The organism is Granulicella aggregans (assembly GCF_014203275.1).
In the GTDB taxonomy this organism is placed as follows: Bacteria; Acidobacteriota; Terriglobia; order Terriglobales; family Acidobacteriaceae; genus Edaphobacter.
On the sequence record NZ_JACHIP010000014.1, the window covers coordinates 1 to 23429 of the forward strand.

Here is a 23429-nt window from a genome sequence, read left to right on the forward strand (position 1 = left end):
CCTGCGCCTCAATCAACGCCCACGCAAGACGTTGGATTTTGAAACTCCAGCTAGTAAACTCCATGCCAGTGTTGCATCGACCGGTTGAGACCGCCCCTGTTTTCGGGCAATCAAGCTGCCCTGGACCGTCTCGCGGTGTGAACTTGGTCGAGATCCCGTTTCGCGGGAGCAACGCCAGTCTTGACCTCTCAACGAGCAGGCAGCCTTCATTTAGAGAATTGCTCTTCTCTAGGGCGATTGGCTGTCTTTGGAGCCAGGGCAAGGATCGAATGAACATCACCTCTTCGCAAAGAGATTTAAGTCCCGATGGCGGGTCGCTCATCTTTGAGATTGGAGTCGCCATGAGTCCGGCGTCATACCTTTCCGGGAGCGATCACAGCCTCGTCGCAGCTGCGGCCGGTTCCCTTCCCGCAGCGCCTAACGCATGGCGGCGGCAGTGGCGATTAGAGCGGTCGGAGTGATCAGCGCGTCGATCTGAAAGACGGGGATCGCTGCCTCTTCGGCTAAGGCGCGTAGCGTGCGGCGATCTTGCTCAGGTGCCGTGTGGCAGACAATCAGCAATCCATAGGCCGTCTTCGAATCCAGCTTCGCCTGGATCTCCGGCAACGCCTCCGCCATGTCAGTAGTGAACCCGGCAATCTGAAGCACGCGCCGGCGCGTATCGAGCAGGATTGGGTCCCGGCCGTAAAGCAGCAGAGGCCCCGCATTGGACGGGGTTATTTGCAAGGTATTGAGACAATACTATCTTTTGCGGCGAAGTGTGCTCAATCCGACATAAACGCATCGGACGACGAAGGGGTCACACAAAGAGCCACATCGACCTGAAACGAGGAACATGGACGATAACCGAAATAGTCTGGAAATTCTCGTGAACCTGATCTATCTGGCGAAACACAACACCGGCGATGCCGCAGCAGTTGAGCATTACCTCTCGCAGGCGGAGGAACAGGTTTCGCGGCTTGTCGCTATTTCTCGTCAAAAAACGGACCCGCTGCTGGCAAGACCGGCCGCCTCTAGTGCGTCATAATTGACTGACCATGAACACAGCAACAGAACTTGAACGCCATAGCCAGGCCCTACTGGCTGGCATTGCCCGGCAGGTGAGTGCTCCCGCGTTCGATCAGCTGGTGGCCAATGTTACGGATGCCCTCGCTGCCAGCCTCGCCAAGGGCGACAGGATCCGTGTTGCAGGTACGGATCAGCGTCTCACTACCAGGCTGCAGGTCTTGAATGCCCTCAATCAGGGCTATGCGATCAAGGTCACAGCAGCTTCATTAATTCTGCAGCAGCGCTAGCCTTCGAGCCGATCAAGCGTTAGTCCCGCCCCGGCTGCGCGGCGAACCAGTCAGCATAGGGTGTGTTTTTGGCCAAGTGCCGATTCCAGTCCTGCGCGCCGTCCGTCCACCAGACCGGGCCGCGTTCGCCGAGCGCCTTCTTGGCCGCGTCGACCCGCTGCCGCGCCCTTTCCCTGCCCTCTTCGTCGCCAGCGCGCATGGCGCGGCCCTTATCCCGCCTGGCTTCCATCAGCGTGTGCGTGAGCTCCTCACGGCGGTCTGCCGGCAGGCCGGGGTTGGAGCAGCGCCACAGGCGGCCACGCACGACGAAATAGCGTCCGTCCGGCGTGACCGGGTACTTCATCCGACCGAGCTTCGAACTGGAAACGTTGCAAGCGACGCGCCGGGATTGGCGATCATGTCTGGGCCGTTGTTTGAGGGCTTGCCGACCATGGGATTGGCCTCGTGCATCTCCATCGCTTCCGCCTCGTAAGGCCGCAGGAGATCGACTGGCAGGCGTTCGGTCTCCCCGCGATCGAGCCAGCGATCGTAATCGCGCGCGTGCAGCATGACCGGAATTCTGGAGTGTATTTGGGCCATCAGCTCGTTTGCTTCGGTCGTCACCATGGCGAACGACTGTATCCACCTGCCGGTGTCGTCTTTCCATGCGTCCCATAGGCCCGCAATGGCAAAAGTATTGCCGTTGCTCATTTCCATCCGGTAGGGCTGTTTCGGCGGCTTCCCTGCTTCCGGCCACTCATAGATCCAGCTCGCCGGAACCAGGCAGCGACGCTTCTTCATTGGCTCGCGCCAGCTCGGGGATGATTCGACCTTATCGGCGCGGGCGTTGATGGTGCGCAGGTTCTTGATGTCGGCAGCGCTCTTCGTGAAAAACGGGATCAACCCCCATCGCGCCATGACCAATTCCCTTTCACCGGTCTCGCGGTTTTGGCGGATGATCGGCTGATCGGTCGAAGGCGCGATGTTGTAATCCGCGACCGGAAACGCCATGTCCGGCAATTCACCACTGACGTTAAATTGTTCTGCGATCTTTTGCTTGTCGCCGCGCCTTCCGTAGCGTCCGCACATGCTCTAGACCTCGTTGCAGTCGCTGCAGTTCGCGAAGTGATCGAGGAAGGCGTGCCACAGCGGATGCACGCGCAACTCTTCGTCGGGCGGATCGCAGAAGCCGTATCGTTCGGCAATGGCGTAGAGGCGCGGCGCGTCTTCGGATAGTTGTCGAAGGAAGGATAGCCCTTCAGTGCAGGCAGGATATTCGTCCATTATCCATTGCGCGGCGAAGTGGAGCTCGGCAGGCGGCGTGTTTGGCATAGCGCATTCTTTCATGGCGATGGACTGTTTTAACGACCCATTCCACCCTCAATCGGGCAATTTTCGAGGTGCGGCACAACTTGCAAATAAGTCTTGCTACGCTTCCCGGAGGTGCGGCAACACAACTCAAATAGGACGCCTAGCCATCGTATGTCGAGAGGTGACACACAATGGCAGTCGAAGTAAGCAGCTCAATTAAAACCGTAATAGAGGTCCTCCATGATGGACATCAGGGCTTCGCCAAAATTGGGGAGCATCTGGAAGATCCGTCGGCGAAGGCGTTCTTCCTTAAGGAAGCCGAAACTCGTCAAACCTTCGAGCATGAGCTAAAGACCGCGGCCGGATTGAGTGGCGAGGATGTCGGTGGCACTACCGCCGGTACCGTCCATAGAGTGTGGGGCGACGTGAAGGCGCATCTGGGCGGCGGAGACCATACTCTTCTCGACACCGCCGAGCAAGGCGAGGATGCAGCAAAGAAGGCGTATAAGGAAGCTCTTGAAGACAGCGATGTCACGATAGCTGTAAGAGAAGTCCTCGTAAAGCAGCAGTTTCATATCGTCGCTTCACATGACAAAGTGAAGGCACTTCGGGACAGCAAGGCATAGTTCAACGTTCTTTTCCGCCAGCAAGCCCTCTTCGGAGGGCTTCTGCTTGCCTAGAACCTTCTAAGTATGGGCAATCGCAAGACATCCATCGCCCTGCCGCCCGAATCTGATCACTGAACAGAGGTGCAACATGGCACGTCCATACTGGTCAGGTCAGGTCCAGATCTCACTCGTCTCATTCGGTGTCAGCCTATATGTGGCGACGGAATCGAAGAGCAACATCAGCTTCCACCAAATCAGCCGGAACACCGGCGAGCGCGTGCGGCACCAAAAGGTACTGGAGAGCGCTGCTGAGACCGGTAACCAAATGCCCGGTGCCGTGGTTGAGAAGAACGAGATCGTCAAGGGCTACGAGTACAGTAAGGGCCGATACATCATCATCGAGCCGGAGGAACTCGACAACTTGCGGGTGCCTTCCAAACACACTATCGCCGTCTCCCAATTCATCGAACAGGCTGAGCTGAATCCGGAATTCGTCGAGAAGCCGTATTTCGTCGTTCCAGAAAATGCGGCTCAGGCCGAAGCCTTTGCGGTAGTGAGGCAGGCTCTGCTCAAGAGCGGCAAAATAGCTATCGGCAAGATCGCATTCTCCGGTCGCGAACATATCTTCGCTCTGACACCGGCAGGTACTGAAGGGCGAGGAATGTTGGGCTATACGCTCCGGTACCAGAATGAGCTTCGCAACCAGATGGATTATTTCAGGGACATCAAAGAAGCCGAGATAAGCGAAGACTCCCTGGAACTGGCGGAAGCCCTGATCGCGAAGAAGTCAGCCAAGTTCGACCTGAGCAAGTTTGAGGACGGATATGAAGTAGCGGTCAAAGAGCTGGTCGACGCCAAGATCAACCACCTGCCTATTCCCGCCGACGAGATTCCCAAAGTCCGGCCGGCGAATTTGGTCGACCTGATGGATGCGCTTCGAAAGAGCCTCGGCTCAGAGAAGCCAGTGCCAAAAAAGCCTTCGATAAGCGAAAAGTCTTTGCCTTCCAAAGGCATTGGCCTGGTGAAGACACCTGCCAAGGCCGCCGCGAGACGCAAGTCCGCCTAGCTCCGAACAAAATGCAAGGTTTCGTGGGAAGTCTCTCGATTGAGCTCTCGATCCCACAGACGTTTCGTATTAGCAGATGATTACGATGTTAAGTCAAAGCAGGTTTTTTGCACTCGTGGCTAAGAATCAGAACTGCTAAAGAATAGAGCAGCCCCGGTTTGGCCTCTTCGTGTTGTGGGTGGCTAACGCAGCGTCGGACTCAATTGCTCCATCCTCCAGACGGGACCGCCCTCGTAAAGAGCTCCTTCCTCGCGAACGAACGCAGGCGGCTTGCCGTCCTGCAGCCAGATATGAAGTCGGGTGGTCGCTTCCGAATGACGGGTGCAACGACTCCAGCGAGTTGACGTGGAGCGTAAAGTCTGTTGCCTTGCGTCGAAGGGTTCCGACACTGAACGCCGTTGTGCCTGTGGGTTTAATAGAAACATGGATCAAACGAGGCTTTTTGCCAGCAACGATGTAAGAAACCTTTGTCTCCGCGGTTGACGGAGAGATGTTCACGAGCAGGTTTGGTGGGAGCCCATTCGATACGTCTTCGGGCAGATCAATGTGCGTTTGAGTGTCGGTTCCACCCTCGTCGCGCCAGATGAGTTCGCCATCTAAGGAGTTGATCAGAAGGTCAATCGGCTTTGGAAACCACGGGCCATGTTGTCTATGGTGATCCGAGAGAAGGCGGAACACGCCTTTTTGGGAAAAGATCGTCTCATCGTCGTCGATTGAGCCGTCGCGAAAGTGGAAGGTCAATCTTGACGTGACCTGATTGCCGCGCACAGTCTGGGTCGACTCGCCGGTTGCAATGATCTTTCCGTCAAAAGTCCTCAGCTCCAGGAATCCGTGAGTTGAACCTTGCGGATAGCGCACGCGGATCGTCTCTGCACTTGCTATGAGGGCTACCGTTGAAATGAGCAGGGCTGTTCCGAACCATGTCCTGGAAAAAAGCACATGGCCTCGACTTCGCCGCAGCGGATTCTATGTAGTCTCTTCGTATAGGGGGCGCAACGGACTATCTGGATGCTAAAACTCAACTTCTAAAACTTGACTCGTTATTTAGTCGGTGCGCCGCTAAGCACGTTATGGCTACTGAGCGGCCGCACGGGACTGCGCCATGTCGCTCATGCGGAGGTCAGTCTCCGCACTTCTCGCACCAATAATTCTGGGCCATCCATGGCTTCGACTTGCGAGTCTTCGACACTCAAATTACTTGGCAATCTCGCCGTAGCGTGGATCACGACGAGGATCTTCGAGGCTGGAGACTCGCGGTGAGTGAACTCTTACTTTCTTGTTCATCCACTCCGATGCTAGAGCAAAGCACGTTCAGGTCCGTGCGCGTGGTTGTCAGAAATTGCTCAACGCGCAAACGATCCGTGGCCGTCTCAGGAGAGATCCCGTTCCAAAGTTCACTCTCGCCCTGGGGGGAATCGATCCTCGAGATCATATACCACTACGTAGGGGTGGGAGCAAATTATCACTTGGCTTGAATGGCAGGGTCATCTTCAATTGGGCTCCTTCGCCCGTCTTGCTTTCCGCGACCAGGGTGCCTCCGTGTCGTTCTACAATCTCTTGCGAAATGTAAAGCCCCAGCCCGTTTCCGAGATCTCCTTTGGTGCTGAAGAACGGTTGGAAGATAAGCTTTTTTATCTCTTCATTCATACCCGGTCCACTATCGCCGACAACAAATTCTGTGTTCCCCTCCCTTGAGCATGCTGACAGGCTTACATGACCCCCAACCTGCACGGCATCGAGAGCATTCGAAAAAAGATTCACAACGACCTGCCGAATCTGTCCCAGGACACCGAAGAAGTGCGCTTCCCGTCCGATAACCGTAACCGTTACGTCGCGGTTGCGAATCTTGCCAGCGAATAGGCGCAAGACGTCATCGAAGAGCGCTCCCGCAATTCCTTCCTCTGCACTTTGCGAGCTTTCCTTCGACCAACGAAGCGTTTGTTTGGTGATTCCGGAGATCCTCTCCAGCTCATGATCTGCCATTGCAATGTAGGCGATTGCAGGATCGTTTCCACGTACCTCCTGGCTGAGAAGATAGTGAATGTTGGTGATTGCTTCGAGCGGGTTATTGATCTCGTGAGCGATGAAACTCGTCATGCGCCCCGTGAGCGCAAGCTTCTCGGTCATCTTGAGAGCTAGCTCTCGCTCGCGGCGTTCAGTAAGATCCGTAAAGGTGCCTACCCAACCGGCCCGAACTCCACCCGCACCCTGAAAAGGTAGAGCTCTCACGAGGTTCCATTGACCTGCGTCACCGTCTCCATCGTTTATGCGCAGTTCGACCTCAAACGGAGTCTCTGTCGCGATCGCATTTACCCATGCAATCCGGCAGCTATCCTGATCTTGGGCCGTCAGTTGATCCTGCTCGTACCAAATGCCGCTGCCTCTAAGGCCTCTTTGCCTCCATCTCTTATTGACGTAAGTTAGTTGCCCGTCGTCCCCGGCAGCCCATATAAGGTTCGGCAGGGAGTGTGTCAATTGCTCAAAACGTGCTTCGCTGAGTCCTACAGCCTCTTCGGCACGCTTAAGGCTGATCGTCATAACAGCAGTACGAAACTCCTGGGCTGATTGAACCTCCATGTCAGTCCACGGAACGCTGTGTCCATGCACCCGCTCTTGCCACGCGCCAAAGGAATTCCGGGGATGCAAGCCTAGACCCTGATCTCCGAGCTTGACCGGTTCTCCGGCCCAGGTGACCGTACTAACAACCTCCGGGCGAAACCACATCAGATAGCTTTGCCTCACGTCTGAGAGGCGCACCGCCAGGAACCCGCTTGCTTCATTCCTGATCCGTCCGGCCCAATCACACACGTCCTGCATATAGCTCGTCTGATAGAGGTTCGAATGAGGTTGAGCATCCATCCATGCGGTCAACTGGATGACGTCCGTTTTCGTCGGAGTGCTCCCACCCAAAATGCACCTACCGTCCATAATGAGGGCGGCGCCGTTCGCGTTGGTCACCTGCTGTAGTTCATCAATTCTGGACACAAGTGCGGCCACATAGTTGTGCTCCGCAGCCATTTGGGTGAGCAGATTTCGTTGTACAGAGTGAAAGTGTAGAGCCCTTTCAAGCTCCGTTGCGCTCCGGAAGGCGAGCAGTTGCGTACTGACCATCTTCGTCAGCAAATCACATGCGCTCCGGACCACGTATGGCACGCTTCGCGGTTCAGCGTGATGACAACTGATCAGTCCCCAGAGACGTCCTTCGAAGACGATGGAAATGGACATCGAGGCCACCGTTCCCATGTTTTTCATGTACTCAAGATGAATGGGCGAGACGCTGCGAAGAATCGAGGATGAAAGGTCAAAATCCTTCATCTGTCTCGAGGCGGCTCCCTTTAGGGGCGAGGGGGTATAAACGGCGTTCGGGATGATCCTCACTGTATTCGCAACGTACAGCTCTCTGGCCTGCTTAGGAATATCGCTGGCCGGGAATCGAAGATCGAGATAGCTTGGCAGGACCCCATCGTTCTCCTCAGTGAGAACGGTCCCGTTGCCCGACTCATCGAAGCGATAGAGGAGGATGCGGTTGAAGCCGGTGAGATCCTTGACTTGAGTTGTGATTGCCCGGCAAAGCGCCATCTCGTCTCCGAGCTTGCTCAGCTTCCCTACAAAATTAGTAATGACAGCATTCATCAACTCCGGACTAACCAACCGGTCGACCCGCTCGAACTCAAGCACACGTCGTCCGTCCACCAGATGTGTGACAACGCTGTACAGATCCTGCCGAAGAGGAAACGACCCGAGATAGGTGATTTGACCGGCGGCCTCACTATTGTGGACAAGCGCCCGGACCACCGCGAGAACCTCGCGTTCAAGCACCGTCTCAACGGGCGTACCCAGGATGAGTCGTAGAGGGACTTCGAGGAACTCTTCGGTATTTTCACTCGCTGCGACTACTGATTCGTTTCTCTCGTCGAGCAACAGCAGAAAGCCATGTCTCTGGATACTCCCCGGGATCCTAATGGGTTCGTCTTCGCAGTTCTCGATCGTAGTCCGGATCTCGTCTGCCGACTTCGACATCGACGAATGACTGCCTGTGCCCGCTTCATCTTTGTTCATTGCTCATTCACTCCCCGCACTCCAGATGTTGCGTTGTTTCAGATAAGAAGGGTCGCGAGTTCGGACGTTTCATCCAATCGCCAGACACTTGAAACATCTCTCGAGCCGCTTTCATGGCAAGTTCTGATTGCTCGTCGGGAATCCTTGTTCGCAAGACTTCACAGAACTCTCTCCACAGTGAATCTGTGCGTGAGGCGTGGCCGCGAAAGAATGCGCTCCCGCAACCGGCCTCCAGGCCCAAGCTCAGCTCTACATTCTTCGCGATGATCTGGCCACCAACGTAGGCCCTTCCATGACGTACATGCTGCCAAGCAACTCCGCTTCTAGAGTCATGCCAGGTAAAGTCACCTGCTCTACGCCACGATCCTGAACGCCAAAGAACTTGAGGTCTTCCTTAATCACACCAAGCCTTGTTCTAGCCGAAAGACCTCCTTGCAGCCACTGCGGAGCTCGCTGTGCTGCCGCCTGCTCCCACGCAGAGACGATTTCGTACATCCGAAGTAGGCAAATGAGGTACTCGTCCCGTTGTAATGTGGAATCATCAAAGGCATGATTCTTTCAACGGCCTCATGCTCTAGGGACGTCTCGCGCCTCAGTCGTTCAACATCCACAATGGCACTCCTCTAAGACCGCTCAAGTTCAATCCACTTGTGGATCCGTCTCGGCTGTCTGATTCCAAGAGCAGAAAGATAGAGACTGGCCCAATCATGGACTACTTTTCAGGTGCGTGCCGCCTTTTGTCAACGCGCCAGCAGCGTTGGACTCTAGAGAAGACTGTGTCCCCGCGGACAGACAAGGCCCGCGGATGCAGCTATCATAGTTTTCTCTCTACACACAAGCCTCGAAGCAGTTCGCTCTCGTTTGTGTCGGCCGAGGTACTCATTGTCCAATAAGTCAGCTCCAATGGTGTTCGTTGTAGACGATGAGATCGTCATCGCCGAAACTCTCGTCACAATCCTCAAGAGATGTGGCTTCGAGGCAACTTCCTTCAACGATCCGCTGAAAGCTCTAGCAAACGCCGAGGTTGGCGCGCCGGACATGCTCATTTCCGATGTAGTCATGCCGCAGATATCCGGGGTGGAGCTTGCTATTCGCCTCAAGGCTCTATGCCCCAGTTGCAAGATTTTGCTCTTCTCGGGACAGGCACAAACAGCTAATTTGTTAGAGAAAGCTCGCGAACTGGGCCACGACTTCAACTTACTCACGAAACCCGTCCATCCCAGGGAGCTCCTCCGTCAGATCCGCGAACAACACGATGGCTGGATGCCGGGGGAAATGACTGGAACATGAACGGCTACGCCGAGCATCGCCTTATAGAAGCGAACTCGAAGAAATGGTAATCATCACTAATCTTTCACTGATGATGGTTTGGCCTGTTTTTTGTGTCAAAGCACGTCGGGACGCTGTAAAGAGGCCCTGCAACGCTTTTCTTCACTCGGGCATACATTGAAAGACGATTCTACGCTAAAGGCCTACATTCAATGGGATGAATAGCATGAACACTGTCCCGCTCTTCCCGGATGTAATGCTGGATCGTACCCTTAAATCGCCATGATGCTTCTCGATGATCCCCCAGGATATCCAAAGTCCCAAGCCTGTGCCGTTGATACCTTTAGTTGTATAAAAAGCATTGAAGATTTGGCGTGAGATGTAGGCGTCCATCCCGTGGCCAGTGTCAGCAATGGTGATGCGGATACCGGCTGCGCCCGTTTTCCTGGAGTGCGAATCACTTGTGTGGATCGTCAATCTTCCGCCACTCTTCATAGCATCCACAGCGTTGCCAACCAGATTGTTCAAGACCTGACGTATCTCTCCCTCGAAGCAAGTGGCGAGGGCTACGCTTCGCCGTCGCACTTTCAGGCTGATGGCTGAGTTCTGAAGCCGTCCTCCAAAGAGACCCAATGTTGGTTCCAACAGTTCATCTGCCGAGACAGCGCGGGGATTGGTCGATTGACGGTGGAAACGCAGGGTGTGGCTTACGATTTGGGAGACCCTGGAGAGCTCTTGATCTGCCGTATCAAGCAATACTTTCATCTCAGGCGAAACTGCTGCGTCCGTTCGAGCCAGATACAGAAGATTGGTTACGGCTTCCAAGGGGTTGTTGATTTCGTGCGAGATCGAGGCAGCCAGCCTACCCACAGCAGCGAGCTTTTCGTTCTGTATCAATGCCGCCTCGGAGCGTTTTTGCTGATCGATGTCCGTAACGGAAACTACACCTCCTGTCACTTCGCCTTGAACGCTAACGATGGGTGCCGCTGCCAGACTGATCCAAGCTTGTGTTCCGTCTCCACGCTCATAGAGATACTCCTCTGCAGGCAGCGCGTGTCCCGCGCTCATGGCTCTCGGCAGGGGAAATTCTGCTCCTTGAACTCGCCTCCCGTCGCCATGGAAGGCTACCCATTGTCCGTGTTCCTCAATGTCTAGGCTCTTCCGTAAGGGATGTCGCAAAATCTCATCAAGTCGCTGATTGCCTCTGATGATCTCCCCAGAAGCCTTCGCCAGCACCACACCTACAGGAAGGTTATCGAGCATTGCTTCCAGTGTCTCTCGCTCGTGCTTCAGCTCAGCAACGACGTCCCGGACCTCATACTGCTTGATTCGTGCCCGAAGAGCAGCTCTAACGCTGCTGACCAGAGTCGCAGTGCGGATGGGCCGCTCAAGCAAAACAGGCGACCCGAGGGGAGCCCGCTCTCCTTGGAGCGCGATGCTATGAACGGTTTCCCGCCCGCTTCCTGTCAAGATCAAAATGGGAAGGTCGGACCAGTGGGGCTGATTTTGAAGAAATGCTCCAATCTGCCGAATAGCGTCCAGGCCTAACGCCTCTTCCGCGATGAGAAGGGGACCGAGCGGGTCCATACTTGCATCGTCCAAGCGTAGCGAAGAGAGACTCACAGTCTCCGCAGGGACGCCGCTGCGATTGAGAAGATTCGTTACTAATTCCGCGTCGCGCCCGGTGGGCGCGATCACCCGCACCACAAGACTCACTCAGGCCTCGTTGTCGCGTTTAGCGCAGGGTTGATCGAGTCAGGAATTCCTGTGAGAACCCCGCGAAACTCCTTGAGCGGTCCCCCTACTTCCAACCCACCTTCTCCAAACTTGAATTCGCGTAGAGTACGCTCGTGACGCCCGATCCGCTGTTTCAAGACAGAAATGACCTGACGTATCTCTCCTTCAGCTTCGAAGTACCGCAAAAGCACGACGGTGTCCGCCAAATAGCTTACATCTATCTCCGTGTGCATATTACCGACAAGTCCGTGTTGTGTGAGAATGATGAACGTGATCACGCCCTTTTGATTCAGGAAGGCGATCAACTCATGAAGTTGGAGGAGTAAATCTCGCTCCCCTGTCATCGCATTGAGAAAACCGTTCAGACTGTCAATGACGAGGATCCTTGTGTCCTTCTCCTCGACATCAGATTTGATCTGCCAGATGAACTCTCCGGGCGAGAGTTCCGCAGGATCGACTTGGGACATCGATAGGGTCCCACGTTTGATCTCCTCGCCAACCGCGAGGCCCAAATCTTCAGCCCTCTCTCTAGCAGTACGGAGCACCTCATCAAACGCGTACACGATGGCCCGGTCACCCCGCTTTGCCGCGGCGTAGGCGAATTGCATCGCCAACGTGGACTTGCCCACGCCAGTTGGACCAATAAGGAGCGTGGAGGATCCTCTATTGATACCACCGCCAAACATGCTGTCGAGAGAAGGAATTCCACTTTTCGCGCGTTCTGTAGGGAACGTGCTCTCGTGCTCGTTTGCGATCAGACGTGGGTAGATTCTTACCCCACCAGTTTCGATCGTGTAGTCGTGAAAGCCTTCTCGAAACGAGCTCCCTCGAAGCTTAAGTATCTCGATCTGCCGCCGCGTCGCGCCGTAAGACTGCGGAACTTTGTCCAGCCGGAACACTCCGTGAGCAATGCTCTGCAGTTGCATGTCGCTGCCCTCCGCTGACCGATCGTCGAGGAGAAGGACAGTGGTATCTCGACCCGCAAAGAACTGCTTCAACGCCAGAAGCTGCCGGCGGTAGCGCATCGTGTCTGCGGCTAGCAACCGCAACTCCGAAAGCGAATCGATGACCAGACGAGTTGGTTTTCTCTCTTCGATCAATTCTGTGAGTTTCTGAATTGTGAAAGCCAGTTCCACTTCGCTTGGATGGAAGACCGTATATTGCTGATCAGGGCTTAGGCTGGCTTCCTCCGGAATGAACTCGGCGATCGACAGATCTTCATTTTTCCAACCGTGAGACCGCGCCGAGGCCTCAAGTTCGCGCTTCGACTCCGAAAGCGTCACGTATAGTGCTGCTTCTCCGGCCTTGATCGCCGTGCGGATGAATTGAAGCGCCACCGTGGTCTTTCCAGTGCCCGGGATCCCTTCCAGGAGATACATCTGCCCTGAGGGCAGCCCCCCAGACAGTATGTCGTTTAGGCCTTGAACGCCTGTGTCGATTCTTGGAGGCAAATCAGCGATAGCCGTGAGCATACAGTTCGTCATCCAATTCGAAGTAGGAGCAACTCAACTAAATTTTTGATGCACTTGTCCCCAAATCGGTTTGCGCTCGGCGGGGATATGACAAGCAGGTGACACAATGGCAGTCGAAGTAACCAGCTCAGTCAAAACCGTGATCGAGGTGCCTCGCCGTTCCGTCCGGCTGCGGTCTTTTCCTCGAAGGTATGGCAACGATCCGGTAGCTCTGCAGGACTTTCTAAAACAGCAGCCGATAGGGCGGATGGGCAGGCCGGAATAAATTGCGGCTGTCGTTCTTTGGTTGTGCAGCCCGGCATCTTCTTTCGTTCTGGGCGTAGCGCTGCCCGTCGATGGCGGTTTTGTCGCTCACTAAGGAGAAGAACAATAGAAATCAAGATCAATGGTTCGCAACCATTCCTAAAGGGCCCGGAAGATTGGTTCACGGGACCGTTCGCATTGATCCGCTCTTCGATCGGTCCGACCCGGCCCAAGTAAGTGGTGCCAGCGTCACGTTTGAGCCGGGCGCACGTACCGCCTGGCACACGCATCCGCTGGGGCAAACTCTCATCGTCACTGCTGGTCTCGGTTGGGCGCAGAAGGATGGAGAAGACGCGCAGGAAATCCCGCTCGGTGACATTGTCTGGTTTGCCCCTGGAGAAAAGCACTGGCACGGTGCCAGCGCGAGGACCGCTATAACTCACATCGCAATTCAGCAAAAGCTCGATGGAAAGGTGGTCGACTGGATGGAGAACGTTACCGCCCGGCAATACTGTGAATGAACCTCGCTCTTGTAAGCAACTGCCTAGATGCCCGCCTCAGCCGTTAACCGACGGTGCCTGAGGCAGTCGTCCCTTGATTAGCCTTGATATGCCCTCTTCGTCAGGATGATTTTGACGAGTCCGAAATTGCCAATGCAGTCATTGAGAAGAGCATGGCCCCTAAGAGAATCTCTCGGAAGATCACATTGTGAGAAACTGCAGGGGTCGGCAGGTCGTGTGTTCTGGCTTCTGGTGAGGTGAGCGGACAAAGAAGCGCCTAATCGGGATCGCCATAGAAGATGCCACGCCCGTGGGTACCGACATATATACGACCGAACTGCTTCGGGTCTCCGGCAATCTGTAGGATCAAGCCCCACTGGTGCTGATCGTCGTTGATGCGCAGCCAGTGGCGACCAATATCCGTGGAGCGAAAGATCCCAGCCTCAGTCCCGACCTTCCCTACGAGATATAGCGTGGGATAGCCAACTCCCAGCGCGGCTTTCCCGAAGCCGAACGCATGGATCGCCTCCACATCAGGCAGGCGTTCAAAAACATCGCCATGCAGGTGATACAGGCCGTTGAACGCCGGTAGCCAGAGATCGCCGGACGCGCCCGGCGTCGCATAGAGTCGATCCTGGCCTCCGCGTACATCTCCTCGCGCCGCACCGACAGGTGAAGGCCCGTCCGAATATGTAAAAGAACGAGTCTCAAACGAGGCGCCTGCATCGACACTGGTGAACAGTCGCAGGTCCCTCAGTGAAATTGCGTAGAATTTGCGCGGTTCCATCGGGTCAGCAACCACCCGGGTATCGGGGGGAAGCGTTGAGATGGCAGCCCACGTGACACCCCGGTCGCGTGTGACGTAGGGCACATCATGCTCCGGGGTCCAGATCCATACGTCACCCTCTGAGGACACGGCCACTGATCCAGAATGGCTGTCAGGCCTGGGTGGGGAAGCCGCGGGCTGCCATGTCGTCCCTCCATCTAAGGAAATGCCGATATTTTGCGCATGGTGGTCCGCATTCTCGCCCGTGCGCACGACAATCTGTGGCTGCAGCGTGGCCGAGACGATGCTGGTGGTATTCCCGAATCGCGGGTTTTGCGATGAACCTTCCGGTGCAGGAGAGTCCAGGGAGTGATGGGTAAAGCCGCCGTAGTCTCCAATCGCAGAGAGCAACGGCGGACCTGCTGTCGGACTATCCAGTTGAAGTCCCACGACCTCTTCAATCCCCGGCGTGAACAATTTCCAGTGCGTGGGGCGGCCGTGATCGATGGCTTCGAGGTCGTAGGTCTCCCACCCTCCATAGCCAGTCGTGAAGACGGCGTGGCTGCTGTTGCGCGGGTCAATCTCGATGTCGAACAACCAATGAATGCCGGTCTTTTGGACATACGGCGCGTTACTGTAATCGAAGACTCCGGCAGACGTCCCACCCTGCGTGAAGATCTTTCTCCAGGTAGCGCCTCCGTCCGTGGAGCGGAAGATCTCTTCGCCCCCGGCCATGTAACGATTGTAGGTGCTCACAATCACCGTTTGCGGGCGCTGGGCGTCCACGGACACACCTGCATAGCCGAACTCGCGGCCACCCGGAACGGGACGGTCAGGGGTGATGTCGTTCCACTTTCCGGTTGCGGTGTTCAGCTTCCACACGCCACCGTCCTTCATCGGCGTGGGCCCGGGCGTGCTGCCGTAGGTGACGTAGAGAGATCCATCCGTAGCTAGAGCCGCACGGAGCGGACGATTGCTAACGGGTTCATCCGGGATTGCAGCCCAGGTGGCACCCGAGTCATGCGACACAAAGAGATTCGAGCGGCCCTTGAGCGACACACCTATATAGATCGTTGCTGTTGGTTGCCGCTCGCGCTCTGCGTGGCCGAATTTCACGAAGACAATGCCATCGCCATGTATGGGCATTCGCCTGTAGCGGTCTCGCGGAGTCTCGCCGGCCACCGGCGGAGGCGCGCTCGCTATCGTCTCCGTGATATCCGGAAAGCTTGCGATCCGAGACCAGCTATCGCCTCGGTTCGTCGAACGCCATAGTCCGTCATGCCGCGTGCCGAGGTAAAGAACTCGACCGTCGCTGGGGTCAACGGCCAGTCGCTCGCCATTGCCACGCCCGTCTTCGTTGCCGCCAAATTTGATTGGGACGTCGATGCGCTTGAAGTGCTTCGCCTCATCGTCCGAACGCAGAATCGCGCCATTTGGCGTAGCCGCATTCGTATAGGTTCCGGCGGCGAGGTAGACCACTTTCGCGTCGTTTGGATCGAGCGCGATCGACTCGACCCCCATCAGGTTCAAATCCTTGTAGGGGATGAAGTCAAGAATCGGTGACCATCGATGGATCGCGGGGTCCCACTTATAAGCTCCACCCATATCTGTTCGGGCATAACGGATGTCGGTAGCAGAGGGATGAAAGACGACCCCGTCCACAAAACCGCCGCCAACAATCTGCACGTTCTTCCATGTGTATGGCACTCCTGGCATGTCGGCCGCAAAGGCCGTAGCGGTCATCCAGAAGAAGAAGTGCAGGGCCAGCCAGCATCTCGCGAAGAATGGTCTATCCGTCGTCATAGTTGGCTCAACCGCTGAAGGATTTCACCCGCCGAGGCTCCCATTACACAGCTTCCCGGCTGGATCAGCGGGTCATTCGGGGCCACAACTCGTCCCTCGTTCCAAGCCTCTTGGCACCGCCACCCCAATCCCGAATGGTAAGTCATATTAAATCGTTCTCGCTTATGTCCACACCACCAGCAGACGACCTCACACCGCAACTGGCTTGGCCATACGAAAGAGAGAATGCTAACTTTTGCGAGTGCCGGATAACTCAAACTGTCCTCCACACTACTGAGGTAAGTTCACGTTCGGCCAATACCGAAACCGCTTGAAGGTTGCGCTCTTCTCGCCCCAAGCGCACAACGCCGGGCGCACGTCGAGAAAGCCACCCAGCACATTGTGGTGCATGCCTGAGATCTCCGCGGACTCCTCGGTGCGTTGCCAGGTCTGGCCGTTGACTCTGAAGTAGAAGTCCACTTCCTGACAGTCGTTCACGATGCGAAGAGTAGCGCTCGTCAGTGCCGTGTCAGCGTGGTCGAACGTCAACCCGTTGCCTACGCGAACATGGAGGCCCGTTGAAGATATTGTTATACCCGTCGCATGTTGGGGGTCATAGAAGAGAAGCAGGCCAGCCTCGCAGCCCGGTTCCACCGAAACCTCCACTTCGACCGTGTAGGAGTGTCCACCCACGGGATTCGTGAGCACCGAAGAATCGCTTAGCGCCTTGCCTCGTGCGGCAAGCTTCAGAAGACCCTTCCCTGTCTCGAAGCGCGCCGGATCGTACTCGTGCCAGAAGCCCCATTGAAGCCCAAGCTTCGGCTGGTCGAAGTGATCGGAAGGATCGGAGAACGCCAACTGTTTTGCGCCACGCACCGGCATCGGGATGGAAGAGTCCACTGCGATCTCTGGGGAGACGTGGAACCATCCATCGCTGGTCCACTCGACGGGCAGCAGAAGCAACTGCCGCCCAAGCGTACGATACCCATTCTCGTAGGAGTGGACTGTCATGTACCACCTGCCGTCTGGCGTGTCGACGAGACGTCCATGTCCAACACTCAGCCAGCGATCATCGCGGGACTGCGTATGCACCACGGGATTGTACGGCGAGAACTCCCACGGCCCTTCCGCGTGCTGGCTGCGTGCGCTGATCACCGAGTGGCTGGTAGCAGGCCCCCCGGTACCTCCTTCAGCCACGTTCAAGTAGAAATAGCCGTGATGTTCCAGCAACTTCGGTCCTTCAAGGCAGGTGCATTCAATCCGCGTGGATTGCGGAAGTGGCCAAGGCGCGAACACCTTACGGGGCGCGGCCTTCACGCCCAGGCCATCTGCCGTCAGTTCCACCATCTGACCACCGTTGATATATAGAAAGCGGCGGCCGCCCTCTGCTATGTGAGCAGGGTCGATCGCATCAATTCCAAGATCGATCGGCTCGCTCCATGGGCCCGCAGGATGCGCCGCGTGAACTACATGAATCCGGTTGTTCGCCGGAAAGTAGATGTAGAAGTGTCCGGCGTGCTCACAAAGATAAGGTGCCCAGATACTGCCGTAGTAGCGCAGCAAAGCCGCGGCTACGGGAGTCCAGTTGACCAGGTCCCGCGAGTGCCAGATGAGCAATCCCGGCGCGTAATCAAAGCTTGAGTGCGTGAGGTAAAAGTCGTCACCCACTCGTATCGGGCTCGCGTCCGGGTGGTCACCACCCATGATGGGATTCTGGTAGACAGCGCTCGGGCCTTCCGCCAGCAGATGTTGAAAGCCTGGCTGCAATGCCAGCGTGAAGGAGGTCACAGAGGCCTCAAGAAAGAAGCGTCGGCGCGTGATCCTGCTTCGTGTTGTGGGAGAGTCTTCGTTCATAGCTCTCATTTCTTTCTCGATGTGCTTTTAAGTGTAAGTAGAACGATATCGTTGCTCCGCATAGGTACAGACACTGTGAGCTCGCCGTTCTCATCGCTGCGAAGATCCTGTTGCTTTTCCGGCAGGTCGCGCGTGAGAGCATTCAGCTGTTGCATCTGCGCGGCGCTGAGGTCCTTCGGAAGACCCATCCTGATGTACGCCGAGTATGCGTCGTTAGCGTCGTATCCAGTACGGTGCATCTCCACCCGATACCTTGTGCGGGGCAACATATGGGTGATGTGAAACTCGATGGGTCGAGTTGGAACAGAGGGAATGAGCTTCGTGTAAAAGGAGCGATTGCTCACGCGCTGCTGCGGCTGCTCGAACTCCCACAGCACCGCTGCAATGTCATTTCCGTTTCTCGAAATCATGGATTGCGCATCGGTTGAAGTCAGTGCATCGCCGCGCAGCGCGTGGAGATACTTGTAGGCAAAGAACGCTGGCTTGCGAATGCCGTCGCGGTTCATCAGGCCAAAACCACCTTCAAACGCTGCTGTCGGCGGGCCGGGCTCCTCGAACAAGTCCGTATAGGTCCAGTAGCTCATGCCCTGTACGAGACCTTCGCTTGCCTTCAGCTTGCTCAGGATGTACGCAGCGCTGATGTAGGAGTCGTGCACAACGTCACGAGGCGTGTAGCTCGTACTCCACTCCGTGAAGTAAACCGGCAGTTTGGGGAAGGCCGAAGCCGCGACCTGCTCTCGGACATGGCGCACGTCGCCAACGATCGCGTCCGGCGACGGAGAAAGCTTGGTGTCACTCTTGCCGTTCTCATCCAGGAAACCACCATCGACCCCGTAGGTGTGCGTGGAGACGAAGTCCACATCGGCCCCGCTTTGTTTCACATGGCTCAGGAACTCGGGAACCCATGCTGCGCCTGCGGTAGATGGGCCGCCCACGCGGAGAACTGGGTCTATGCCCTTAATCGTCTTCGATGTCTGATCGAAAAGACTGAAGTAAGCCTGCTGATCTCCACCCTCCCAGAAGCCTGACAAGTTTGGCTCGTTCCAGACTTCGAAGAACCACGTTTCTACCTCTGGCTTTCCATACCGTTCTTCGATGTGGCGAACGAAGGCGGCTACGAGGTTGTTCCAGCCCGCGGGATCCGGGTGCGAGGTGTTGCCCTTCCAGTAGAAGATGCTGCTCTTCGACGTCGCGAGGGCTTCCGGGGTGAAGCCCAGTTCCACGAACGGCTTGATGTGCCGGGCAAGGAGATCGTCATACAGCGCATCGATCTTGGTCCAGTCGTATACGGTCTTGCCGTCCACGATGCGGACGGTCTTCAGTAGGTCGTGAAAGATCGCGTGGAAACGGATGTAGCGAAATCCAAGCTCGTCCACCGCAGTCTTCAGCTGGGCCTGGCTGACATCGCGCATAAGTGTGCCAGGATAGTCAGAGCCCACTGAGAGATCGTAAAAATGATCGATTGGAATCCCAGACTGCGCGGCGTCCGTAACGATAATCCGCTTAGCCGGCTGCTGGGAATCTGCATGAAACGGCGAGTCAAGAAAAGAAGCTAGAAGCAGTGTTGACAGTCGGGCAGAAGTACCTGAAGTCCATTTCAAATCAGTTGCTCCGGTGCGATGGGGTGATTCCATTCAGACAGTTCCCTGCTCGCGGCGAAGAGCAATCTCGCCACGAGCAGAGACCAGCCTAGAAGGTGTACTTCAAGGAGAGCTCCATGATCCGGCGGCCTGCCTTGTACGCCGCCGTTCCGAAGCCGAGGGATGGGTCAGCCTTACCATCGGTGAAGCCTGTCCCATTCTGGTTGTTTAGGCTGATCTGGTACTCATTCGTAAAATCGCCGCTAAAGGTAGTCAGAGGTGAGTTCAGGAAGTTGAAGGCCGCAACTCGGAGCTGGACGGACTGCTCCTTCGGTAGGGTGAACGACTTCTGCGCGCTCAAGTCGTTGGAGACATATGCCGGGCCGCCGAGAAACGGGTAGCGATACGGCCCATTCTCCAGGAGCTTGGGGGTTGCGAAACAGTTGCCGTTGATGAACTGATGGCTTCCCCGTCCAGTTCGTGGATCACAGGTCAGCGCCGGCTGCAGACTCACGTCAGGCGTTCCCAGGAACACAGAATTACTGATCGTGATGTAGTTCGGGTTTGCCGTGCCATCGGCAAGAGTCTGCTGACCAATGTTTCCATTCACGGCAAATCCCGGGTTATTGGTCGTGGTAGGAATATCCGGCCCACTCTGGATCGTCGTGATGCCCGAGAACTCCCAGCCATTCGCGACTCCGCCCACGAATTTGTTATGGATAGGATTGCCGACCAGGACGGTGTACGAGAGGTTGAAGATATGGCGACGGTCGAAGCTTTCCGAACCATAGTTGTTCCAGACATTGAATGGGTCAGCGGGATTACCGGCATTGTCGGCACCCCGTATGCCTAACGCTTTGCTGAACGTGTAGTTGCTATTGATCAACAGGTGCTTCGACTCCTGGGAAAGTCCAAGTTGCAGGCCGTTATAGTTGGCAAACAGAACGTGGTTCGGCACGTCGATGGCACCGTACTGTACGTTGGCCGTGTTCAGAGGACGATAGTGATTGGTGAGCACGGTCGACAGGCCCGCCGTAGTCACCGCGCAGTTCGTACCCGTCGGATTGATCCCCGTTGGCGCCAACACGGTACCTGTGCAAGTGTTGCCCGAGGTCGTCCCTGTGAACGGATCGGGCTTGTAGAGTCCGCCGATCGGGATCGCATTGACGTTATCGAGTGAGATGGTTTGGTTGCTTCCATCGTTCAGGAGGAAGCGGCTGTTGTTGCCGACGTAACCAACCAACAGATTTATCTTTCCAGGAAGCTGCTGATTGAGAGTTACGCTGTAAGTATCTGTCAGGGGCTGCTCGCGATCTCCTTTGGTTAGACCGTAGTATGTGCCCGGAGCGCCGGAAAGACCGATCGTAGCTGAGTTAGCGGGCGTAGTCGACGCGCTTAGATTGAGACCACTTATAGCCTTGAGTGAGATCCCTCCACCGCCAAGATTTACAGTATTTGTAAACTGTGAGTTCTGCACCGCATTACCCGCTGCGCCCTGAGAGTCATGAGCGCGATACTCTCCCCATCCTCCGCGAAGCACTGTCGTGCCATTGCCAAATACATCCCATGCCGCACCGAATCGCGGTTCCAGGAAGAATGGCTCAGAATGGTTGCCAGAGGTTGGCAGACTCTTGTCGTACGCGTGCCAGTTGAATCCAGGATAGGGAGTTGTAGCCGCTCCACTCGCGATCAGCGAGGGGTCGAAGATAGCGATACCGTTGCCATAGGAATCGTTCCATAGGCCAAGGTGATGAACCCGCAAACCATACGTGAGGGTCAAATTTCGTTTGATCTTCCAGGAGTCGGTCGCGAAGAAAGCATTGTTCCAGAAGTAAAGGTTGTCGGCCACCAGGATGTTCTGCTGCGAGTAGCCGCTCACGTATCCCTGGTAGTTGTTGGCAACCCAGTTTCCGGATAGCGTCGCCGTGCTGCCGTCCAGGTCAGTAATCTGAGAGCCTGCGCCGGGGAAGTAGTACTGGCTTAGAGATCCATTGGTGGATGCAAATGCGATGCGGCCATTCGCGATCAGGCGCTCGACGAAGACGCCGAAGACAGCCGTATGCTTGCCCCATACCTTCGTGAAGTTATCGCCGCCCTGCGGCGTGAACTTCTTGGAGAATACGGGGGAGAGTGAATAGTCCGGCGTCAATTGACGGGGCAGACCGCTCTGATCGTAGTAGTTGCCCAGTTCCGGCAACGGATGGCGTCCGTTGGCAAAAGCTCCCTGGTAGGGGTAGTCCGTCAAGGTCGCCGGATTGGCACTCGTGAACCCGGCATTCAAATAGGCGAGGCTCGCAAAGAGCTGGTTGGTTGCCGTCGGGGAGAGGATGGTTGTAAGGTTTGCTGCCGCGCTCTGGGAGTTGACCGTGCTCAACCCGCCACCAGGTGTATTCAACTCGCCTTGGTTGTAATAAGGAACGCCGGGAACGCCGGAGTTGCCACGCTCTACCGTGTAGCGCCCGAAGAGGTGGTTGTTCTCGGACATTGCGAGGTCGACACGCGAGGTCACTTCGTACAGATCATTGTTCACGAAGTTGGTTCCTTGCCAGTTGTAGGGGTTTGCCGTGGTGGGCACGTTATTCGGCAGCGGCATATTCTTGAAGATCGCCGCAAAGCCCGGATCGGCGTATGCAGCCGCGATCTGCCCGCCCACGATCGCAGTCCCATCTTTAGCGAAGGTCGGCACCGTGTCGATGTTCTGATACGCTCCGTTGCCGTAGAGCGCGGGTCCGAGGTAGTTCTGCAGCTCCGTCGCGCTGAAGTTACCATTCCGCATGTTCTGGGTCGGCACCAGGGCGTGGACGAGAGCACCCGCCGCGCTGCCATAAGCGTAAATTCCGCGCTGAGCGTAGTCTTCTCCCCCAGCGAAGAAGGTCAGCTTACGAGTCTTATTGAAGCTTGTGCCGGGGATCAGAACTGGACCTCCGACGGTGAAGCCTGGATAGACCTCGCGATCCGACGACTTCGGCTGCTGCGTCGCTTTTCCCAGCGCGTCCGCCGAATCCAGCTGGGGAGCACGGGCATAGGTGTAAAGCTGACCGTGGAAGTGGTCGCCCCCCGCTTTCGTCACCGCCGAAACGACCACCGGGCCATTGGCTACCTCTGCTCCGAAGTTCGAAACGTTTACCTTAACCTCGGATACCTCGTCATAGTTCACATTTTGCAGAGCCGCGCCGTAGTTCCCGGCATCCGTTATGTCCGCTCCATCCAGCAGGAGATATACGCCCGAAACAGGATTTCCGTTCGCTGAGTAGTTTCCAAGTGCGCCGTTTACCGAAACCTGGCCCGGATCGTAGGCGGAATTATTTACACCCTGGTTCGCAATGGCGAAGCCGGGCAGGATTTTGAAGAGCTCCGTGACGTCCCGGCCCTCGACCGAAAGGTGCTTGATGTCCTCAGCCGTAATCAGGTTGCTGCGCTCTCCGGAGTCCAGCGGCACGTTGTTGTTGTCCGCACTGATGGTTACCGTCTCTGTGTTGCCGCCGGGGGTCAGTGACAGCCCCGATATTGCTCGGCTGTCGCCCGGATCTAGATGGATGCCGTTTTCGGTGAAGACCTTGAAGCTTGGGGAGGTAATGGTGATGTTGTAGTCACCTGAGTTCAATCCGGCGAAGGTGAACGATCCGGCCTGGTTGGAGACTGCAGTCCGGGTATCCCCGCTCAAGGCGTTCTTTACGACAACGGTCGCACGGGGAACGACAGCCCCCGTGTTGTCCTGAACCGATCCGGAAAGAGTGCCGGTGATTACCTGAGCCTGAGCTCCGGGGAGGCAGACCAGAGCCGCAGGCATTCCGTATAGGCAACTGGCAAGAACGCAACCCAGAACCTTGTTCCGCCGGTTGGATCCTTTTTTCGTTTTGATATTCATCTTGGTCTCCATAAGAATCAGTCGCAGAACGTCTTCATCG

At 56.2% G+C, this 23429-nt stretch carries 17 protein-coding genes and 1 pseudogene; 6 read left to right on the top strand and 12 right to left on the bottom strand.

From position 1 onward, the window contains the following. Window positions 1-417: 417 nt before the first annotated feature. The gene (locus HDF16_RS24915; protein ID WP_184222761.1) at window positions 418-726 is read right to left on the bottom strand and encodes a hypothetical protein; all 309 of its coding nucleotides are present in this window, start codon (window positions 724-726) and stop codon (window positions 418-420) included. 109 nt (window positions 727-835) lie between these two features. On the opposite strand from HDF16_RS24915, the gene HDF16_RS24920 reads away from it, so the two are divergent. Further along, a complete protein-coding gene (locus tag HDF16_RS24920; RefSeq protein WP_184222763.1) occupies window positions 836-1027 on the top strand; it encodes a hypothetical protein in 192 nt (63 codons plus the stop codon). A 10-nt stretch (window positions 1028-1037) separates the two neighbouring features. Further along, window positions 1038-1295 carry a hypothetical protein gene (locus tag HDF16_RS24925; protein WP_184222765.1) on the top strand — a complete coding sequence of 86 codons (258 nt, stop codon included), beginning with the start codon at window positions 1038-1040 and terminating at the stop codon, window positions 1293-1295. Between the two features lie 19 nt (window positions 1296-1314). On the opposite strand, the gene HDF16_RS24930 is transcribed toward HDF16_RS24925, so the two are convergent. The 3 genes from HDF16_RS24930 to HDF16_RS24940 are packed head-to-tail and all read right to left on the bottom strand — an operon-like array spanning window position 1315 to window position 2606. Continuing rightward, complete coding sequence (locus HDF16_RS24930; protein WP_184222767.1) at window positions 1315-1638, bottom strand: hypothetical protein; 324 nt, start codon at window positions 1636-1638, stop codon at window positions 1315-1317. Next, window positions 1635-2363, bottom strand: a complete 729-nt coding sequence (locus HDF16_RS24935) for an SOS response-associated peptidase (RefSeq protein WP_184222769.1) — start codon at window positions 2361-2363, stop codon at window positions 1635-1637. Before HDF16_RS24935 ends, HDF16_RS24930 begins: the two co-directional genes overlap by 4 nt. Before the next feature lie 3 nt (window positions 2364-2366). After that, on the bottom strand, window positions 2367-2606 hold the full coding sequence (locus HDF16_RS24940) for a hypothetical protein (protein WP_184222771.1): 240 nt from the start codon (window positions 2604-2606) through the stop codon (window positions 2367-2369). 170 nt (window positions 2607-2776) lie between these two features. Here HDF16_RS24940 and HDF16_RS24945 point away from each other — a divergent pair, with 170 nt between their 5' ends. Both HDF16_RS24945 and HDF16_RS24950 read left to right on the top strand, forming a co-directional pair. Next, window positions 2777-3211: a PA2169 family four-helix-bundle protein gene (locus HDF16_RS24945; protein ID WP_184222773.1), complete on the top strand. Its 435-nt coding sequence runs from the start codon at window positions 2777-2779 to the stop codon at window positions 3209-3211. Window positions 3212-3341: 130 nt separating this feature from the next. Next, window positions 3342-4259, top strand: coding sequence for a Ku protein (locus HDF16_RS24950; RefSeq protein WP_184222775.1), 918 nt, complete (start codon window positions 3342-3344; stop codon window positions 4257-4259). 1428 nt (window positions 4260-5687) lie between these two features. Here HDF16_RS24950 and HDF16_RS24955 read toward each other — a convergent pair. After that, on the bottom strand, window positions 5688-8318 hold the full coding sequence (locus HDF16_RS24955; protein WP_246410012.1) for an ATP-binding protein: 2631 nt from the start codon (window positions 8316-8318) through the stop codon (window positions 5688-5690). Window positions 8319-8325: 7 nt separating this feature from the next. Then, window positions 8326-8625: pseudogene (locus tag HDF16_RS32130) on the bottom strand (hypothetical protein); the annotation flags it as partial. A gap of 596 nt (window positions 8626-9221) precedes the next feature. On the opposite strand from HDF16_RS32130, the gene HDF16_RS24970 reads away from it, so the two are divergent. Beyond that, window positions 9222-9608, top strand: a complete 387-nt coding sequence (locus HDF16_RS24970) for a response regulator (protein WP_184222779.1) — start codon at window positions 9222-9224, stop codon at window positions 9606-9608. 174 nt (window positions 9609-9782) lie between these two features. Here HDF16_RS24970 and HDF16_RS24975 read toward each other — a convergent pair whose 3' ends face one another. Further along, window positions 9783-11174 carry a PAS domain-containing sensor histidine kinase gene (locus HDF16_RS24975; protein WP_281383565.1) on the bottom strand — a complete coding sequence of 464 codons (1392 nt, stop codon included), beginning with the start codon at window positions 11172-11174 and terminating at the stop codon, window positions 9783-9785. 125 nt (window positions 11175-11299) lie between these two features. Next, window positions 11300-12796, bottom strand: a complete 1497-nt coding sequence (locus tag HDF16_RS24980) for an ATPase domain-containing protein (RefSeq protein ID WP_184222867.1) — start codon at window positions 12794-12796, stop codon at window positions 11300-11302. A gap of 419 nt (window positions 12797-13215) precedes the next feature. Here HDF16_RS24980 and HDF16_RS24990 point away from each other — a divergent pair, with 419 nt between their 5' ends. Beyond that, window positions 13216-13560, top strand: a complete 345-nt coding sequence (locus HDF16_RS24990; protein WP_348641424.1) for a (R)-mandelonitrile lyase — start codon at window positions 13216-13218, stop codon at window positions 13558-13560. Window positions 13561-13816: 256 nt separating this feature from the next. Here HDF16_RS24990 and HDF16_RS24995 read toward each other — a convergent pair whose 3' ends face one another. The 4 genes from HDF16_RS24995 to HDF16_RS25010 form a co-directional block, all read right to left on the bottom strand. Next, window positions 13817-16108, bottom strand: a complete 2292-nt coding sequence (locus tag HDF16_RS24995) for a hypothetical protein (protein ID WP_221313147.1) — start codon at window positions 16106-16108, stop codon at window positions 13817-13819. Between the two features lie 270 nt (window positions 16109-16378). Beyond that, a complete protein-coding gene (locus HDF16_RS25000) occupies window positions 16379-17941 on the bottom strand; it encodes a family 43 glycosylhydrolase (protein WP_184222783.1) in 1563 nt (520 codons plus the stop codon). Window positions 17942-17946: 5 nt separating this feature from the next. Beyond that, complete coding sequence (locus HDF16_RS25005; protein ID WP_246410031.1) at window positions 17947-19542, bottom strand: GH39 family glycosyl hydrolase; 1596 nt, start codon at window positions 19540-19542, stop codon at window positions 17947-17949. An 88-nt stretch (window positions 19543-19630) separates the two neighbouring features. Beyond that, window positions 19631-23389, bottom strand: coding sequence for a TonB-dependent receptor (locus HDF16_RS25010; protein WP_184222787.1), 3759 nt, complete (start codon window positions 23387-23389; stop codon window positions 19631-19633). Window positions 23390-23429: the final 40 nt, after the last annotated feature.